General features: G+C 66.7%; 24 protein-coding genes, 1 tRNA gene and 1 other RNA gene. 7 read left to right on the plus strand and 19 right to left on the minus strand.

Annotation, left to right across the window (positions count from 1 at the left end; translation table 11 throughout):
• Positions 1–38 precede the first annotated feature (38 nt).
• Together HDA44_RS23960 and HDA44_RS23965 are read left to right on the plus strand one after the other, a co-directional pair.
• Entirely contained in the window at positions 39–521 is a 483-nt protein-coding gene (locus HDA44_RS23960; protein WP_184838009.1) for a MarR family winged helix-turn-helix transcriptional regulator, read from the plus strand.
• Between the two features lie 2 nt (positions 522–523).
• Positions 524–928, plus strand: coding sequence for an SRPBCC family protein (locus HDA44_RS23965; protein ID WP_184838011.1), 405 nt, complete (start codon positions 524–526; stop codon positions 926–928).
• A 105-nt stretch (positions 929–1,033) separates the two neighbouring features.
• Here the strand turns inward: HDA44_RS23965 and nadE are convergent, their stop codons facing one another.
• Both nadE and ffs read right to left on the minus strand, forming a co-directional pair.
• A complete protein-coding gene (gene nadE / locus HDA44_RS23970; RefSeq protein ID WP_184838014.1) occupies positions 1,034–1,852 on the minus strand; it encodes an ammonia-dependent NAD(+) synthetase in 819 nt (272 codons plus the stop codon).
• 21 nt (positions 1,853–1,873) lie between these two features.
• Positions 1,874–1,970, minus strand: an RNA gene (ffs, locus tag HDA44_RS23975) — signal recognition particle sRNA small type.
• 179 nt (positions 1,971–2,149) lie between these two features.
• Between ffs and HDA44_RS23980 the strand changes: the two genes are divergently transcribed.
• Positions 2,150–2,965, plus strand: a complete 816-nt coding sequence (locus HDA44_RS23980; RefSeq protein WP_184838016.1) for a TIGR03620 family F420-dependent LLM class oxidoreductase — start codon at positions 2,150–2,152, stop codon at positions 2,963–2,965.
• Here HDA44_RS23980 and HDA44_RS23985 read toward each other — a convergent pair.
• The gene (locus HDA44_RS23985) at positions 2,954–3,319 is read right to left on the minus strand and encodes a GNAT family N-acetyltransferase (RefSeq protein WP_184838018.1); all 366 of its coding nucleotides are present in this window, start codon (positions 3,317–3,319) and stop codon (positions 2,954–2,956) included. The genes HDA44_RS23980 and HDA44_RS23985 overlap by 12 nt on opposite strands.
• Before the next feature lie 80 nt (positions 3,320–3,399).
• Between HDA44_RS23985 and HDA44_RS23990 the strand changes: the two genes are divergently transcribed.
• Positions 3,400–3,487 (plus strand) — tRNA-Ser (locus HDA44_RS23990).
• A 133-nt stretch (positions 3,488–3,620) separates the two neighbouring features.
• Here HDA44_RS23990 and HDA44_RS23995 read toward each other — a convergent pair.
• From HDA44_RS23995 to HDA44_RS24065, 15 genes are all read right to left on the minus strand, one after another.
• A complete protein-coding gene (locus tag HDA44_RS23995) occupies positions 3,621–4,892 on the minus strand; it encodes a tyrosine-type recombinase/integrase (protein ID WP_337906338.1) in 1,272 nt (423 codons plus the stop codon).
• Between the two features lie 13 nt (positions 4,893–4,905).
• Entirely contained in the window at positions 4,906–5,184 is a 279-nt protein-coding gene (locus HDA44_RS24000; protein ID WP_238352535.1) for a helix-turn-helix domain-containing protein, read from the minus strand.
• Positions 5,181–6,425: a DUF3631 domain-containing protein gene (locus HDA44_RS24005; protein ID WP_337906341.1), complete on the minus strand. Its 1,245-nt coding sequence runs from the start codon at positions 6,423–6,425 to the stop codon at positions 5,181–5,183. Before HDA44_RS24005 ends, HDA44_RS24000 begins: the two co-directional genes overlap by 4 nt.
• 110 nt (positions 6,426–6,535) lie before the next feature.
• On the minus strand, positions 6,536–7,441 hold the full coding sequence (locus tag HDA44_RS24010; RefSeq protein WP_184838022.1) for a bifunctional DNA primase/polymerase: 906 nt from the start codon (positions 7,439–7,441) through the stop codon (positions 6,536–6,538).
• 17 nt (positions 7,442–7,458) lie between these two features.
• On the minus strand, positions 7,459–7,881 hold the full coding sequence (locus HDA44_RS24015; RefSeq protein ID WP_184838024.1) for an RRQRL motif-containing zinc-binding protein: 423 nt from the start codon (positions 7,879–7,881) through the stop codon (positions 7,459–7,461).
• Positions 7,881–8,195 (minus strand): hypothetical protein, encoded by a 315-nt coding sequence (locus HDA44_RS24020; RefSeq protein ID WP_202887527.1) that lies wholly within the window; start codon positions 8,193–8,195, stop codon positions 7,881–7,883. The genes HDA44_RS24015 and HDA44_RS24020 overlap by 1 nt, the downstream gene beginning before the upstream one ends.
• 249 nt (positions 8,196–8,444) lie before the next feature.
• The gene (locus HDA44_RS24025; protein ID WP_238352536.1) at positions 8,445–10,733 is read right to left on the minus strand and encodes a cell division protein FtsK; all 2,289 of its coding nucleotides are present in this window, start codon (positions 10,731–10,733) and stop codon (positions 8,445–8,447) included.
• Between the two features lie 19 nt (positions 10,734–10,752).
• The gene (locus tag HDA44_RS24030; RefSeq protein ID WP_184838026.1) at positions 10,753–11,811 is read right to left on the minus strand and encodes a hypothetical protein; all 1,059 of its coding nucleotides are present in this window, start codon (positions 11,809–11,811) and stop codon (positions 10,753–10,755) included.
• Positions 11,808–12,023: a hypothetical protein gene (locus HDA44_RS24035; protein ID WP_184838028.1), complete on the minus strand. Its 216-nt coding sequence runs from the start codon at positions 12,021–12,023 to the stop codon at positions 11,808–11,810. Before HDA44_RS24035 ends, HDA44_RS24030 begins: the two co-directional genes overlap by 4 nt.
• Positions 12,020–12,280 carry a hypothetical protein gene (locus HDA44_RS24040; RefSeq protein WP_184838030.1) on the minus strand — a complete coding sequence of 87 codons (261 nt, stop codon included), beginning with the start codon at positions 12,278–12,280 and terminating at the stop codon, positions 12,020–12,022. The genes HDA44_RS24035 and HDA44_RS24040 overlap by 4 nt, the downstream gene beginning before the upstream one ends.
• A complete protein-coding gene (locus HDA44_RS24045; RefSeq protein WP_184838032.1) occupies positions 12,277–12,495 on the minus strand; it encodes a hypothetical protein in 219 nt (72 codons plus the stop codon). The genes HDA44_RS24040 and HDA44_RS24045 overlap by 4 nt, the downstream gene beginning before the upstream one ends.
• A complete protein-coding gene (locus HDA44_RS24050; protein ID WP_184838035.1) occupies positions 12,492–12,974 on the minus strand; it encodes a DUF3307 domain-containing protein in 483 nt (160 codons plus the stop codon). Before HDA44_RS24050 ends, HDA44_RS24045 begins: the two co-directional genes overlap by 4 nt.
• Positions 12,971–13,219, minus strand: a complete 249-nt coding sequence (locus HDA44_RS24055; RefSeq protein WP_184838037.1) for a DUF6284 family protein — start codon at positions 13,217–13,219, stop codon at positions 12,971–12,973. The genes HDA44_RS24050 and HDA44_RS24055 overlap by 4 nt, the downstream gene beginning before the upstream one ends.
• 98 nt (positions 13,220–13,317) lie before the next feature.
• A complete protein-coding gene (locus HDA44_RS24060; protein ID WP_184838039.1) occupies positions 13,318–13,497 on the minus strand; it encodes a hypothetical protein in 180 nt (59 codons plus the stop codon).
• A 41-nt stretch (positions 13,498–13,538) separates the two neighbouring features.
• Positions 13,539–13,739 (minus strand): hypothetical protein, encoded by a 201-nt coding sequence (locus tag HDA44_RS24065; RefSeq protein ID WP_184838042.1) that lies wholly within the window; start codon positions 13,737–13,739, stop codon positions 13,539–13,541.
• Positions 13,740–13,890: 151 nt separating this feature from the next.
• Between HDA44_RS24065 and HDA44_RS24070 the strand changes: the two genes are divergently transcribed.
• Complete coding sequence (locus HDA44_RS24070; protein WP_184838044.1) at positions 13,891–14,670, plus strand: GntR family transcriptional regulator; 780 nt, start codon at positions 13,891–13,893, stop codon at positions 14,668–14,670.
• Complete coding sequence (locus HDA44_RS24075; RefSeq protein WP_184838046.1) at positions 14,667–15,197, plus strand: GNAT family N-acetyltransferase; 531 nt, start codon at positions 14,667–14,669, stop codon at positions 15,195–15,197. Before HDA44_RS24070 ends, HDA44_RS24075 begins: the two co-directional genes overlap by 4 nt.
• Positions 15,198–15,618: 421 nt before the next feature.
• On the opposite strand, the gene HDA44_RS24080 is transcribed toward HDA44_RS24075, so the two are convergent.
• Positions 15,619–16,233, minus strand: a complete 615-nt coding sequence (locus tag HDA44_RS24080; protein ID WP_238353294.1) for a TetR/AcrR family transcriptional regulator — start codon at positions 16,231–16,233, stop codon at positions 15,619–15,621.
• Between the two features lie 57 nt (positions 16,234–16,290).
• On the opposite strand from HDA44_RS24080, the gene HDA44_RS24085 reads away from it, so the two are divergent.
• On the plus strand, positions 16,291–16,809 hold the full coding sequence (locus HDA44_RS24085) for a cupin domain-containing protein (RefSeq protein WP_184838066.1): 519 nt from the start codon (positions 16,291–16,293) through the stop codon (positions 16,807–16,809).
• The last annotated feature ends 42 nt before the right edge of the window (positions 16,810–16,851 follow it).

The raw sequence follows: 16,851 nt of genomic DNA on the forward strand, positions 1-16,851 counted from the left end.
TACATGCCATGACATACGTGTCGTGTAACATATTTGCCATGAAGATCGTCGAGGAGCTTCGCTACCTCGTGCTGGCGATTCAGCGCGAGGGCAATCGGGCGCTGGCCGCGGAGCTGCGCCCGCTCGGCATCACGCCTTCCCAGGCAGAGGTTCTGCGGGTGCTGAAGGACCACGGACCGATGACGCTGAACGCGCTCGGCGGGCTGCTGGTCTGCGAGACCGGCAACAGTCCCAGCCGGCTGGTCGACCGGCTGGTCGCGCAAGGTCTGGTGAAGCGCGGGATCGATCCGGTCGACCGGCGGTACCTGACACTCAGCCTGACTCCGTCCGGCCGGGCCCTGCACCGCCGCATCATCACCGCGGAGAACCGGCTGCACCGAACCATGCACGACCTCGTCGCCGGTCAGCCGCTCGACGCGACGATCAGCACCCTCCGCACGCTCGCCGGCGCGTTCCCCGCCGGCGCCGCGCTGGCCCGCCGCCGCGGCCCCGAGCTCGCCCACCTCGCCCAGGAGAGATAGCCATGGAACAGGCCACCGAGACCATCCACGCCAGTCAGGCAGCGATCCGCCAGGTCCTGCTCGACGCGCTCGGGTTGCCGGAGTGGAACGAGGCGTTCCTCGCCGTCGAAGGTCCCCGCGAGACCAACCCGGGCACCCGGTACGGGCTGCGCGTCCGGCCGGGGTTCGCGGGCGAGCTGCAGTACACGGCCGTCGAGGCGGACCGGGTCGAGATCGTCTGGCAGGTCCCCGGTTTCCGTGAGGTCGGCACCTGGACGATCGGCGCGGACAGCCGGGTCACGCACACGTTCGAGCAGTCCGGTCCACTCGCCACGGTGCTGCGACCGGCGTACCGGAACATTGCGACCATCCGGCTGGCCCGGCTCGCCAACCGCATCCGTCAAGTACAACTGGCGCATACCGCTTGATGCGCCGCGGCCGACGACTGTTCGGCGCGGGGCGTCCGGGCCGCAGGCGGCACCGAGGAGTACCCGGCGCTGCCTGAGCTTCTCGACCGGGCTGCGGGTGATCGCTCAGCTGAAGGGCAGCGGCACGGCGCGTTTGTGCGCGGTCCGGCGATGGGTCGCGATGATCGTGCTCGCGGCCTTCTCGTCGATCTCGAGACCTTCGAGGAAGTCGTCGATCTCGTCGTACGTGACGCCCAGCACCGCCTCGTCGGGCAGGCCCGGGTTGTTCGTCTCCAGATCGGCGGTCGGGACCTTGCCCGTGATCGAGGCGTCCGCGCCGAGCCTCTCACCGACCGCCCGAACGCGCCGCTTGTTCAGCCCGGACAGTGGCGTCAGGTCGCACGCGCCGTCGCCGTACTTGGTGAAGAATCCCATCACCGCCTCGGCCGCATGATCCGTGCCGATCACCAGCAGGCCGCGGGCGCCGGCCACCAGGTACTGCGAGACCATCCGCTGGCGCGCCTTGACGTTGCCGATGTGGAAGTCCTCGCGGTCACCCAGCCCAGCGTGCCGTACTTCCTCGACCATCGCGTCGGTGGCCGGCTTGATGTTCACGTCGAGCGTCTCGTCCGGCTTGATGAACGCCAGCGCGCGCTGCGCGTCCGCCTCGTCGGCCTGGATACCGTACGGGAGCCGCATCGCGGTGAAGGTCGCCTGACCGCCCTCGGCCCGGATCCGCTCGACCGCCAACTGACCGAGGCGCCCGCCGACCGAGGAGTCGACCCCGCCGCTGATCGCGAGCACGTACCCGGACGCTTTGCTCTGCCGGAGCCGGTCGGCGAGGAATTCCACCCGCCGCTCGATCTCGCTGTCCACGTCGAACACCGCGGGAACGCCGAGCTCGGCGATGATCAGTTCCTGCAGGTACCGGATCTCGGGATTCATCTGGCTCCTCACACCCCTGGGCATAAGGATTCCCCGCGCACCCGGAAGAGCTCACTTACCCTTGCTGCCTTCCGGCCCTGGGGGGATTGGGCGAGATACCGCCACGCGGGGAACCAGCCACGAGTGTACGGGATCGGATCACCGGGCCTGAAATCCCCCTGCTCGCCAGCTCGCTCTCACTTCCGCTCCCCTGCTCGCCCGCTCTGCCCTCGCCTCGCGCGCCGCTCCGCCCCTCGCCCCGCTCGCTCTGAGCGAACAAGGGGTGCGCGGCTGCCTGCCGCGGCGCAAGCTTGATGCGTGACGAATCATCAATTCGGTCCTTTCGGGATCACGACCGGGCTCGACAGCACCTCGGAGTCGATTTCGGCGGCACAGGCGGCGGAAGAGCTCGGTTACCCGGTGGTTTGGCTGTCCGGTGGGCCGTTGCCCGGGCTGCAGACCATTGCTGACCTGATAGAAGCCACGGCGACGATCAAGTACGTCAGTGGGATCTTGGCGGTTGTGAAGTACAGCGCGGCGGAGGTGAGCGCGGCGTACGCGTCACTGGAGGCAACTGCCCCGGGACGGTTCACTGCTGGACTGGGTGGGGCACACGGGCCGCGGCCACTCGCCACGCTCAACGCGTACCTGGATGAGGTGGATGTACCCGTGGAGCGCCGGGTGCTCGCTGCACTCGGTCCACGGATGCTGAAGCTGGCAGCGGAGCGGTCCGCCGGCGCGTACCCGTTCCTGACCAGTGCAGCGTACGCAGCGGAGGCGCGGAAGGTACTTGGCCCGGACAAGCTGCTAGCGGTCAGTCACCTGGTAGTAGTCGAGCCAGACGCGGACCGGGCGCGGGCGATCGCCCGGAACACGATCAGCTTCTTCACGAACATCCCCGGGTACGTGGCCTCACTGAAACGCCAGGGCTTCACCGACCACGACCTGACCGACCTCCCCAACCACATGATCGACGCCCTGGCCGCTTGGGGAACCCCAGCCGACATCAAGTCCAAACTCACCGAACACTTGGCCGCCGGCGCAGACCACGTAGCCGTCAACGTAATCACCGGCGAAACCGGCCCACAACCGGTAGGCCAGTGGCGAACGCTGGCCCCAGTCCTACTCTCCTAGCTGCTTCTCGTAGAGGCGTGCGGTCGACTCCAGCTTGTCGTACACATACGGCCGCACCTCCCCGGTCGCCTCAAACCCCTGCCGCTCCCAGAGCCCAGCGGCAACCTGAGCGTTGGTATCCACCACAGCCAGCCGCAACGTCCCGATCTCAGGCCACGTGTCCTCAACAAACCGCTCAGCAAGCGCACAGGCAGTACGGCCGTAGCCACGCCCCTGCTGATTCGAATGCACCTGAAGCAGCCCGACAGACACCGTCCGCTCCGCCGGGTACCCCCGGATCAGATCCGCCTCGATCAACTCCGGCAGAGCCCCCACATCAGCAACCCCGACCGCCCGCACCAAGACCTCGTCCACACCCCGACCCTAGATCCCCCACCCACCCCCAAGCTCCCCGATTTCAGATTCCCCCACCCCCTTCGGTATTCTCTCCGCTTGGAGGATTCGCCTAGAGGCCTAGGGCGCACGCTTGGAAAGCGTGTTGGGGGCAACCCCTCACGAGTTCGAATCTCGTATCCTCCGCCACCCCCCCAGAGTGAAGAAACCGCAGGTCAGAGCGCGGTTTCGGACTCGGGAAGGGCAGACAACAGCCGGGGCGGCTCCCACACTTGGGAGCCGCCCCGGAGTCGTTTGGTCTCAGTTTTGGTCTCAGTTCCTCCTAGGCGGGGACTGCCTCCCGGCCGCCGTCGCTGTCCGGCTCCTCATCCTCTTCAGTGCCGGCGGGTTCACTGGGCCGCCAGAGCAGCCCTCCGAGCCGCTTGGCGATCTCCCGGCGGATGGGGTCCGTCATGTGCTGATACCGGCCCGACATCGTCGTTGACGACCACCCCATGATGTCCGCCGCCGCCCTGTCGTTGACGCCCAGAGCGAGCAGCATCGTTGCAGCCGTGTGGCGGGCGTCGTGCAGCCGCGCTTCCCGCACGCCAGCTCGGGTGAGAAGCGCCTTCCACTCGTGGTAGTCGGTGTTCGGGTTCAGCGGTTCGCCGGTCTCACTGGCGAAAACCCAGTCCCCCTCGACCCACAATTGCCGTGCTCGTGCCCGCTCCCGGCTCTGTACCTTCCTGTGCTCCTTGAGCAGGGCCACGAGTTCATCCGGCAGGCCGATCGTGCGTCGCCCCGCATTACTCTTGGTTTCCCCGAGCAGGGGATTCACCCGGACCTTCTCCGGGCAATAGCCAGGAGTTCGGCCGCACGGCTTCTTCTTGCAGCCGTGCTCGTACATCGGCCGCAACGCAGTCCACCTGACGCTGAGGTGCCCGGACTCCAGATCGATATCCGACCACCGGAGCGCCAACGCTTCACCCTGGCGAAGTCCGAGCGACAGTGCCACCGACCAGCGGGACGCGTTCCTGTCCTTTGCCGCCGCATTCATGACCCGCTGCGCTTCTTCGACCGAATACGGCTCGATTTCCGCACCAGTGATCCGTGGACCCTTTGCGATTCGTGCAACGTTCCGCTTCACGTGTCCGCGTCGCAGCGCCTCACCCAATGCGACCCGGACAGTTCGGTGTACCTGATGCGCCGTTGCGGGTTTGCTTCCTTCGGCGATCATGCGCTGATAGAAGCGCTCCAGGTGCTCAGGCTCCAGGCGATCAAGCTTGTGTGCACCAATTCCCGGAATCAGGTGGGTGTGGACAGCAGCGCGGTAGGCGGAGTAGCTCGTCTGCCGAAGGTTCGGCCTAGCGATGTTCTCCAGCCAATGCACGAGCCAGGCCGCGAGCGTCCACCGCTCCCCCGGCCGCGTCGTCACCCCTTCGTCACGCTCCTTCTCCAGCTCCTTGATTCGGGCAACAACCGCCGCCTTGCTTTTGCGGTTGATGTGGCGACGATCCGGGGTGCCGTCGTCCTTGATTCCCATCGTCACTCGACCGTGCCACCGGCCGCCGTCGTCCTTGTAGATCGTCGATCGACCATTCGGATTACGCTTCACTGGTGGTTTCTCCTCAGGCAGCAGTTGCGGTGTGGATTTGCGAACGGAGCCTCCGGACGTACTCGTCCAGGCACTCAGTGGGAATTCGGCGGAGACGACCGACCGGGACCGACTCGATCTCACCTGTCTTCAGAAGGGCATAGACACTGGTCCGACCGATGCCGAGTCGCTGTGCAGCCTGTTCGACGGTCAGGAGCAGCGGGGTCGTGGGAAGAACATCCAGCGTGGTCATGGGTTGCAAACTCCCTTGCGCAGCAGTGGATTCGTCAGACTTCGCGGCGAGATCGTTCATGCGGTCTCACATGCCGGGTGAGTGTTTGTTCCGTCGTCGTGCGACATGGGTTGCCGGCATCGGATGCAGGTGGCCTGTGCGGGCTTGGGTGGGTGATCCGTCCCATCCGTCCCAAGCGTCCCTTCCCAGGTCAGAGCGGGGACGGTTTGGTTGTTGGGACGGTTTGATCCGTCCCGGGTGGTCGATCCGTCCCCGGCGTGACCTGGGAAGGGACGGTTGGGACGGATGGGACGGATCTCCCCCTCGGGCTGGTCGTCTGGGACGGTTTCGGGGCAGTAGCGGGCCCAGGCGTCGGTGAAGTCGTCGCGGCTGTAGCCCTTGGATTGGGTGCCGTCTTGCCAGCGGTGGTTCCTCGGGGTGATGTCGAATTCCTTCAGCAGAACGGCAAGCCGCCGAACCGTCAGACCGGTCGGGCTGGGCTGCTCCTGCCACGGCAACTCATCGTCGCCCCGCAGCCGCTGCACGATGACAGCCGACGACAGCGCGCGAGCCTCACCGAACACGGTCCGGCAGTCGCTGAGCAGCCGCACCGACTGCGAAACCTCACTGGAGTCCTGCAGTTCAGCCAGCAGCGTCAACGCGGCTTCACGGGCCGCCTGTGGCCAGCGACCGCCTGCCAGATCAGCCAGCGCGATCAGCGGTTCCCAGGTGTCGGCCGCGCGGTCTTCGAGCGGCATCGCCGGTTCGGAGTCGGCCAGCTCTTCCAGATGAGCAGAGACCCACAGAGCAAGCCGTTCACGCAGGTCGGTCAGCACCGGCTTGTCCCGCCGGACCCGGTACGGGGCAACGAACTCACCGGCCGCCCGGCGACGCATCCGGATGACGGCGGCGCGGTCTTCGATGGTGTCAGGCATGACCCCGATCCCGGCCAGTGCAGCCATGGCGAAGGTTTCGATGTGCTCGACGTTGTTGGTTCCGGCGTCGTAGCGCAGGGTCGGGCGTCCGCGCTGGTGACCTGCGTTCAGCAGGCCACGTAGGGATTCGTTGTCGCCTGCCTTGGGGCCAAAGATCGTGTCGGCCTCATCGATCAGCAGCGTGGGTGGATCGGACGGCATCAGCCCGATCGACCGGTAGACCGCTGACGGGGATGCGTTGGTGGTCATCAGCGGCCGGTGCACCATGCCGTCTGCCATGTCCAGCAGCCGCGATTTCCCGCACCGCTTCTCCGGTGCCCGGATCACTAACCGGGGCGCGCAGTTCCATGCCGGAACACCATGCGTCGCAGCGATCCACAGCACCACAGCAGTCAGCGCGGCCTCGCTGGGCAGGACAACATACCGGGTGATGGTCGCTGCTACCTCGTCCAGCAGCTCAGCACCATTGATGCGCTCGGGGATGTTGGTGGGGGTGGTCATGCGGCGATCCCTTCGTCACGGAAGCCACCGGTGATTGCGGCTTGGATGTCGCGGGCGGTTTGGTCGGCTTGCTGCCCCACAGCGGTCAGTGCGGCGACGGCGTCGGCACGCTGGATGGCACCGGCGGCGACCATCCGCGCAACGCCTCGTGCGGCGCCGTAGAGGGTGGTTCGGCGCTTCCCCTGGCCTGCGTTGCGGACGGCGTCCAGGTGCGCGTCTAGCAGCCGTTCAGGGTGGGAGATGCCCCCGCCTCCGGGCTTGGAGGTAGTCCGGATCGGCCCGGCCGGGTGAGCGGGTATTTCGGCCGGCAGGGGCGGCAGGCATGCGTGGATCAGCGCGGGGGGCATCTCGTACGGTTCGCCCAGTCCTGCTCCCCACTGGTAGGGCTGGCGGGTGCGGTGGTGGATCGACGGCGGCAGCACGACGTACCCGCCATCGGCCTTCACATCGATCCCGGCACGACCCGGCATCGGCCGCGACCCGACCTCCTGCCCGGGGTGCCGGTAGTACAGGTGCACCCCGCCCGACCCGGTCTGGACCCACAGGGTGCGCGGCACCAGCTGGTGCGCCACCAGTTCGGAGAGGCTGGGCCAGCCGCCGTGGGCGGGGTCGACGTCGACCACCACCAGCCCGGACCCTCCACGCGCCACGGCGCCGGTGCGGACGGCGAGCTGCCCAGCCGGGACAGCAGCCACAATCGCGGCGACACGGTCGGGGTCGGTGGTAGCGGCGTAGAACCCGTGGCAGGTCAGGTGCCCACAGGCCGCCGGATCGTGCGCAGAGTCGTTCGCCTGGTCGCGGCAGTCGTTGCAGTTGGCAACGGGCCGCTTCGAACGTCCGAGCATGAACACTGGCCAGCCGCGTCCGGCGGCTGCGAGAGCTGCGGTGAGTACGTCGTTCATCGGGCCTCCTGTTGGGGCTAGGCGGCTAGGCCGTGGGTGGTGGCGTCGATGCAGTCGTTGCAGCGGCCGTCTGAGGTGGGGATGCAGTAGTCCTGCTCGGTGCGGCACTGTCCGCAGGTCCGGCGAGCTGCCATGGCCTTGTCCAGTGCGTTCAGCACAGCGGGAGTCGGTGTGCGCGACGGGCGGGCGAGGTCGAGTCGGTACAGCCAGGCCCACCGCTTCCCGTTCCGCCAGACCAGCAGCGCGTACGGTTCCTGACCGCCCGGCGACATGCGCATCGCGCGGAGCTGTCGGCGGGTGGCCAGCCCTGCGGGCGCCCATCGGAACCGGAACACCGGCGTCCCGTAGTAGTCCCAGCCCAGTGCCTGCCGGCCGTTCCACAGCTCGATCCAGCACGACTTGGCGGGGTGAACGCTGAGGCCTTGCAGTGCGGCGGGCATCAGCGGTCTCCTTTGCGTAGGAGGCGTCGGCCTAGTCGTTCGCGGCGGCCGGTGCCTTCGCAGCGCGGGCAGTTGCGGAACTTCTTGCCGCCCGGGGATCGGGACTTGCCCGACCCCTCGCAGCGCGGGCAGTTCGCGTACGGCCAGACCGTGCAGGCCAGCAGGTAGATCCCGGTCAGGACGAGTGCGGCGATGACCAGCACGGCGATCTGTTCGGGGCGGCTGAGGGTGTCGGCAGCGTTGGCGGCTGAGGCAAGCCCAGCCAGGACGACGCTAGAGCCGCCGAGGAGTACGGCGTGGACAGGATCAGACATCACTCGCTACTTTCTGTAGTCGAATGTGGGTGTGGCGGGCCGAGGCAGTGACCGTGGGCCGGGCTGCCTGAGGTGGTGAGGTGGGACGGTTAGGTGCCGGTGATCGGGTTAGGTTCCTAACTCGGTCCGTCCCGCGGGGCTAATGTGGCCGTGACCTGCGGAAAGTTAGCGAGTGAGCCGAGTTAACCGGGGGCCGGAAACCGCCTGATCAGGGCCTGATTCGCGGGCTTCCGGCCCCCGGTCGTGGGGCTAACTCGCCAGCTCGCCGGCGTCTCCGCTGCCGTCCTCGTCGGTCGTGATGCCCTGCTCTCGCCGCACGATTGCATCACGGACCGTGACAGGGTCGAGCGGGTAGCGGTTCCCGGTCGACGGGACTTTGATGCTGTGCTCGCGCTCCAGCAGCTCGCGCAGCGCCTTCCCAGTCAGCCCCTGGTACGGGGTCCAGGTCGGTGCATGCCGCTTGAGCAGTGCGGGCACGTCCGCGATCGGCCGGACCTCGTCACCCAGGACCTGATCCAGGTCCGAGAGCAGGTCACGGGTCTCGATCTCGACCGGCTGGGAGTCCGGGATGGTCTTGCCGAGCTTGGCGATGGCGTCCAAGGATCGCTTGATCAACGGGGTCACTTGGTCGTTGTTCTTCGACACGTCGAGGTAGTACCACTGGAGGATCTCCGAGCGTTCGCCGGTGAAGCCCTTGACGACCGACGTTCCCCGGTCGGTGCCCGGGATCAGCTCGGTGGCGCGGTGACCGGCGGCGTAGGCGCCTTGCCCGAGGAGACCGTCGTTGGCGACGTGGTCCCCCACCGCGAACGCGATGCCGTTGGAGCAGTTCCGGGTCACGTCGCGCGGCATGGAGTTCCCGGTCGGCGCCTGAGTCGAGACGATGAAGTGGATACCGCGCTTGCGGTCCAGTTTCACGATGTCGATCAGGAGTTTCGCGATCTCCTTGCCGTGCTCGGGGTGCTGGATCGCCACGTGTGCCTCTTCCAGCAGACACACCAGCGGGTGCAGCCCGACACCGGCGGAGGCGAGTTCACGAGTCACCGACGGCACCTCGTACTTGAGGAGCAGCTCACCGCGCCGCTGGACCTCTTCATGAATGTTCACGAGCTGGTCACGGATAGCTTTCATGGAATCGTCGTCGGCGCCCATGATGTAGTTGGAGCAGCGGGGCTTGAACACCTCGAAGTCGAAGTTCGTATCCGGTACCCAGATCCGCATCTCAGCGGTCGGGTCCAACGCGACCCCGGCCATGATCGCCCGGGCTGATGATGACTTGCCCTGACCGGGCATGCCACCGGTCATCGTGTTGCGTTCCATGATCGGCGCGAGCATCGCCTCACCCCGCAGCGTCCGGCCCGCCGGGACGCCCTTGAACACGTCCACCAGCCCATCGGTCAGCAACGGGTAGTCGCCCGCGCCTTCGGCCAGCGCGCCCTTGTCCGCGATCCACAGATCCAGGATTCCGGCCTCCGACCCGGTCGTCGGCCACACCTCCTTCGCGGCCCGGTGCAACCCGGTCGCGAGCTGACCACGACGGCGCGCGATCAGCTCCGCCGTGACACCGGCCGGCAGCCTCACCACGGCGTGCGTGCCGCGACCATCGACCCGGGCCGGGGTGATGAACTGGAGCTTCAGACCGGACTTCAGGTACTGCGTGATGGCAGCAATCCGCAGCGCCTGCAGAGCGTTCGCGATCGTGGTTTCATCAATCGCTGCGTCCCACTCGGTGTCGGCGGTGGTGACCAGCCATGCGGGCGGTTCCGCGCGGCGTTTGCCTTCGCGCCAGGCGGCGAGCACGATCAGGAACGGGGCCGCGATCGACACCCCGGACCAGGCCAGCGCGCCGGCCGCGATCAGGAACCCGACGAACGCGAAGAACCCCAACCACACACCGGTGAACGAGCCGTGCCCAGTCATCTTGGTGAGGATCGCGATCAGCAGCACCAGGAACGGCACCCCCACCGCCGCCGCCACGGTCACCTTCAACACACCCCAGGCCAGCTTCGGCAGGTCCATCAGCCGCTTGTGGCGGCGTTCAGTCGCGGACTCCTTCCGGTCCGTCCACTCCTTCAGCTCTTCGCGGTCCCCGACCGCTTCGGCGGCCTTGATCTGGCGCCGGTAGACACCCTGCGTGGACGCATCCCACGCCCGCTTGAACCACGACTCCAGGCCCTGCACGACGGTGAACCCCTCCCGCAGCACCACCTTGCCGGCTGTCTTGGTCCGGTCGTGCGTCGCGACCGTCTTCGATGCCCGCGCCACCACCTGACTGGTCGTCACCGCACGCCGCACGAGCGCGCCCCGGTTCGCCAGACGTTCATCCAACGCGGCCGACTCCTCATCGGACAGGATCTCGCCCTCAATCACCTCAGCGTCAACCACCTCGCCGGTGGCGTCGACCCGTACGGCCGACTCGTGAACGATGCCCTCAGCAACATCCTGCACCGAGTCCTGCACGTCGTCCTGTGGGCGGTCGCTACCGTCGTTGTCGGGGTGAAGCTTGTGCACATTACCCATGCCATCCGTGCCGTCCATGGCGTCTCGCTCCTATCGGTCAGGCCGCGACCGGGACGGTTACGTCCGGTGCGCCTGCGTCGTCAGTGCTCGTTTGAGGGGTGGAGGTGCTGGTGCGCAGATCGGCGCGGACAGCCGTCGCGACCTTCGCTGACAGGCCGGTTGAGCAACCGGTCGTGTGCCGTGCCCAGGCAGGCGTGATGTCGTCGGCCGCTGTCCCCGGCTCGACCGCCGCCAAGGCTTCGGTGACGTAGTCGGCCAGCAACTTCCGGCCCGTCGTCCGGCCGGTCTTCGGGGTCTTGGTGGGCTTCCTGCCCGGCCGTGTCGTCTTCGGCACAACCTTGGGCTTGGGTTTCGTCGCCGGGGCGGTCTCGACCGCCTCAACGGGCTTACCAGCGCCATCTGCACTGGCTGTGCCGTCGGTGCTCTTGGCGGTGTCAGTCGGGTCGGAGGTGTCGGCCGGCGGGGGCATCTCGACCGGTGCCGCAGCAACCGCGGGAGTGGTGCCGTGGTGAGATGCCCCCTCCGCCGCGACTCCTTCGGCCGCGAGCGCTGCCGTGCGTTCGGCGCGGAGGACAGCTTCGGTCAGCCGGTCCCGTAGCACCGGGGCGGTCTCGGCCGCGCAGAACACCAGCAGCGGCGGCACCGAGTGCAGCACGATCCCGGCCACATCCGCACTGATGATCGAGTGCCACGTGTTCATTGCGTACGTGGCGGCGAACGCGAACCGCTTCGTGCGGCCGATCCACCGCGTGTGGTCGCTGACCTGGTACCGGGCCGTGATCTGCTCCGCCCGCAACACCGCGATCAGCACCAGCGACACCATCGGGTCCAGCAACCACGCAGCCACCCACGGCAGCGAACCGAACACCGCGCCCTGGGCGGCGAAGGCCTGGACGTTGACCATCGTGAACGCCAGCCCCAGCACGATCCCGACCCACATACACCGGTCCACCTGCGTCCGCACCGACTCCACCCGCAACGCCACCACATCCGGATGCGTGGACAACGCCCGCACCTGCGACGCCTCGGCCGCTGCCGTGTGGAGACGCTCGACCGCGCCCGGCTTGGTCTGCCTGGTCTGTGATGCCGTGGTCATCGTCGGTCCTCCGTTCCCGGGCCGCTGCCCGTGTCGGTCCACCGCAACGGCCGCGCCGCGTCCAGCCCGGCGACCAGCTCGGCCAGCAGTTCGGCCGGCAGGACCCGCACCACGAACGCCACCAGGTAGCCGCCGGTGAACGGCGCGGCCTGATCCACGTGCCGATCAAGCGCGCGGCGCGCGTCCTCACGGAACTCCTTCTCCCCGGTCATCGCGCCGCACCCCCGGTGAGCTGGTCAGTGACCCAGTCGCCCGCATGGGGCAACGTGTCGGTGGTGTGCAAGAGGTGATCGCCGTGCCACACGATCCACGCCGTTCCCAGCGCCGTACGCGGCGACGCGACCTGGACCAGGTCGTAACCCGCGACCTTCCACCACCCGAAATCGACCCGGACGAGATCCACCACCGGCAACTCAGCCGCCTGCCCTGGCACCGGCCCGCGCACCTGCTCTGTCATCAGCGTGGTCATCGGGAACCACCGCCGTTCACGGCCTGCCCGACCCACTGCCACGCGTCCCGCAGCCGGTCGGTCGCGGCGACCGTCCGGCCGTGCCGGCGGATGACCCAGACCGGCCGACTCGAAAAGTCCGAGTGGAACCGCAGCACGTCATAGCCCTCGATCAGCCAATGACCCGGCTCAACACACGACGCCTCCAGCCCCAGCGCCTCGTAGTGCTCGCTCATGAGGCACCCCCGGACAGCAACACCGTGACCAGCGCCGCCACGAACAAGCACAGGTGGTGGAACGACTGATCCAGCGCATACCCAGCGGTCCCGAGCGACGGGTTGTCGTCATACGGCCGGCCGTCGCGGTCAACACCGGACCGAGGGACACCGAGCGCCAGGAAACCGCCCTTGCCGATCCAGCGAGCGAACCGCTCCAGATGCACCCGACGATCGGCCAGGTAGTGCGTGCCGGCCGACAACACCTGACCGGCCACGAACCCCAGCCAGGACACGTGCAGGTCCAGTACCTGCCAGACCAGCAGCCCCAGCAGCGCCGTGGTCGCGGTGTAGGTGGCGACGTGACGAAGGCAGGCCAGCCGACCCGCCCAGCCGGGCTTGCCCTTGCACAGGGCCTGGGTGTGGGTCTGAATCCAGTGGTCGCCCACCGTGTGAGCGGCCAGCAGAGCCGCGAGGTAGGCGGCGAACGCGGCGGTCATGCGACAACCTCCGTTCCCTGGTTGCGGTTGGCCAGCTCCCGACTGATCTTCTGAACGCGCTGCTCCGCGCGGCGCACCCGCCGCCGCGCCAGCTCCAGCGACTCCGGACCCGCCGAGTCCAGCGCCGTCTCGGCCGCCTGCAGCTCCATATCGGCCTGGATCAGCGGCATCTCCCGATCGATCGCCGCCAGCTCGGCCGCCGTCGGCTCATCGCCAACGACCGGCGAAAGGTGGATGATGTTCATCAGGGTTGTGCTCCTTCTACGCAATGGAAATGTGTGCGACCCCGGACGCCTCGGCGGGTGCAACCGCCGGGGCGTCACTCATGTGCGGCGATTCGTCGTCAGCGACGCCACCACGACACCTTCTGTGCGGCCTTGCTCGCAGCGCCGTTGAGCTTCAAGTACGTCGGGTCATCAGCGGACTCACAGCGGTGCGAGTGCAGCGCCTTCAGCGCCTTCTTGTACTCCGCAACCGCCTTCTGCTGCTGGGCCTTGCTCGCCTGACGGTCCTTACTCGCCATGACTACCTCCGGTGGGTTCGAAAGCTCGTACACACAGGGATTCAGAGCCAGCCGCTACGCTTCTTGGCCACCTTCTTCGCCTGCTTCGCGGCCTCCTTCTTCACGGCCTTCTTCAGCGCCTTCTCAGCAGCGTTGATCGCCGCCCACTTCGCCTGAGTCGCCCTGATGCACTGCATCCACTCCGCCTCAGAGACGTACTCAGCCTTGCCATTGCGGTACACAAGCTTCTTTCCGTTGCTCACGGTCCGGTCCTCTCATCGGCTACATCCTGTACCAACAAATCTGTACCAACAGGTGGTACTGAGAACAGTCACATGGAAACGCTCTGTGAGTCAAGCGCTACGGGTAGAGTTGTTGGTACAGATCTGTTGGCACTGATCAAAGGAGCGTCAGTTGACGACCGATGGACCAGCTCGAACTGCAGCCGGGGTGCATCTGCACGAGGCGATGGCTGCTGATCTGAGACGAGCTATCGAGACTGGCCAGCTCCCGCCCGGCGCGGCCTTACCGAGTGAGGCGGAGCTGATGCAGCGCTACGACGTGTCGAGGAACACGGTTCGTGGTGCCTTGCGCACGTTGGAGAACGCCGGACTCGTGACAAGCGTTAAGGGGCGTGGACGACGCGTCAGCCGACGCGAGCCGGTGGAGATCTGGGCGTCGCGGTCGGAGAGCCGTGCACGTCGGCGCCCGACCGGGGTGGACTCCTGGGTGGACGATGTGGAGGCCCAGGGCAGGACGGCACGAACCGACATCAAGGTTGCCGTAGTGCAGCCGCCAGCCGACGTTGCCAAGCGCTTGCAGCTCGAACCGGGCGGCCTAGCCGCAGTCCGGCAGCGCGTGCGGCTCGTCGACGGTCAGCCGTGGAACCTCAACGACTCGTACTACCCGATGGAACTCGCACAGGAGGTTCCGGCGATCCTCGATCCGGCGGACGTAGTCACGGGGCTTACAGTGCACCTCGCGGACCGTGGTCACATTCAGGTGTCTTACCTAGACGAAATCGCCAGCCGGATGCCCACCCCCGACGAGGCGAAAACCCTTGAAATTGGACCCGGCGTTCCAGTCACGGTCCAAACTCGTACCGGCAGCGCAAAAGACGGAACACCGATCCGATGCACCATCAGCGTACTGCCGGGCGATCGCCATATTTTGCTTTATGAGGTTTCAGCGTGACGAACATCCGGAGGGCCGAACCGTCTAATCTTGAAGCCTTCCTTGACGTACTAGCAACTGCGACAGCGCGTCTGCATGCACGCGGCATCCAGCAATGGCCAAAACGATTTGCGTCGACCAAGGTATTACCCGACATCGAATCCGGCAACGCATACATCGTTTGGGACGGACGAGATGCGGTCGCCACAACGATCCTCAGCCCGAACGGTGATAGAGACTTCTGGACGCCGGAGGAATTGAGCGATTCGGCGTACTACGTCAGCAAGATCTCAACCGCCGGCGGCTACGGTGGCCTCGGGTCAGCCGTACTCGACTGGTGCGGCAGGAAGGCTGCACAGCAGGGCGGGGAACTACTGCGCCTCGACGCTTGGCGTACGAACTTCGATTTGCAGAAGTACTACCTCTCGCAAGGCTTCCGTCACGTGCGGACCGTGGAACTCGGCCACCGCAACTCCGGCGCACTGTTCGAGCGGCCTGCCCGCGATATCGTCACGGGAGCAATGCTCAAGTACGGGCTCAGTGCCTAGGCCGCGAACCCTGGGTATTCATGACCCCCAACCCGCCCGATCATGGTCTCAGTTTTGGTCTCATTCATCGTCGTTCGCGACCGTTCAGAGTCGTTCGGCCACCCGCCCTGCTAAGTCGCGCTGAACGCACAAATGACCCCACGAACAGATCTCCAAGGAATTGGAAAGCGTGTTGGGGGCAACCCCTCACGAGTTCGAATCTCGTATCCTCCGCCACTCTCCGAGACAAACGGGACCACGCTTCTGCAGGTCAGAGCGTGGTTTCAGTCCTTCTGAGGGCAGACAACAGCCGGGGCGGTTCCCAGATCTGGGAACCGCCCCGAGTCGTTCAGTCTCAATCCACCGGATGGGAGTTCCCTCCAGGTGAATGAGTTCTTGGAACTCTAGGGCTCGCGACGGTTGAGGTGCGAGCCGTTGTCGTTCAGTGGAGGGTTTGGACGAGGGTGGTCATGAGGTCGACCGCCTGGGGGTTGGTTAGGGCCTGGTCTCGGCATAGCGAGCGCCAGGTGGTGAAGGATGCGGCGTGGGCGACGGCGGCTTGGCGGAGTGGGTTGGCGGGAGGTGGCCAGGCGGCGGTGAGTACGGCGAGGTGCTGCTTGGTGATTGCCTCGCGGGCGGCGCGGATCGGCTGGGGAATTGCGTGGGCGTCGCGGGCGACCAGCGTCAGCATTTGCTCGGCGTCGCGGTAGAAGCGGTAGAGGTCGGCTAGGCCGACGCGAAGTCGTTCGAGGGGGTCCTCGATCGCGCTCCATTTCTCGGGCGCAGGCAGCTTCTGCTGTGACATCCAGTGTCCGGAGCACGCCTGGAACAAGGCCGTTTCGTCTGGGAAATGCCGGTACACCGTCAGCCGGGTGACGCCGGCGCGCTCGGCGATCGCTGCGATGCTTGTCAACGCCGGGCCGGCAGTGCCGTGCAGCTCTACGGCGGCCTCGACGATGCGCCGGCGGGTCCGGCCCACATCGTCGGCACGTTTGCGCATCTCGTAGCCGCGAGATTTCGTAGTACGCGGATGTTCACTCAACTCTTGACGCCCCATGGTCACGGGTGAAAGCTATTTGAGAGAACGCCAGTGTATCGCCAAAGGGGGATCGTCATGACAGAACCGATGGCTCCACCGCTCACGATCGTTCCGCCTGGCGACGGTGGGGAGGGTTCGCTCGGCTCCATCGGGGTCGCGTTCAAGTTGTGGGGTGCCGACACCGGTGGCGCCGTTTCCGTGGTCGAGCATCCGTTCCCGGTCGGGGCGTTGGTACCGCCACATCTTCATACCCGCGAGGACGAGTACTCGATCGTCACCGCGGGCGAGATCGGATTCCGTTCCGGCGATCGCGAAGCGGTGCTGGGCGCCGGCGGGTACATCACCAAGCCGCGCGGAGAACTGCACACGATGTGGAATGCCGGTGCCATCCCGGCCCGGATGATCGAGATCATCACTCCGGCCGGATTCGAGCACTTCTTCCGCGAGCTGGCCGAAATGCTCGCCGACGGGCCACCGCCCACGGAGGACGCGATCCCGGCACTCGGCGCCAAGTACGGGCTCGAGTTCGGCAGGCCAGCCTGGCTCCCCGACCTGATCTCCAGGTTCGATCTGACACCGCCGCCTGGCATGTGACGCTCCAGACCAACAGAGCGCCCAGCCGTCGCAGCATGCGCG

Source organism: Kribbella solani, from assembly GCF_014205295.1.
Lineage (GTDB): Bacteria > Actinomycetota > Actinomycetes > Propionibacteriales > Kribbellaceae > Kribbella > Kribbella solani.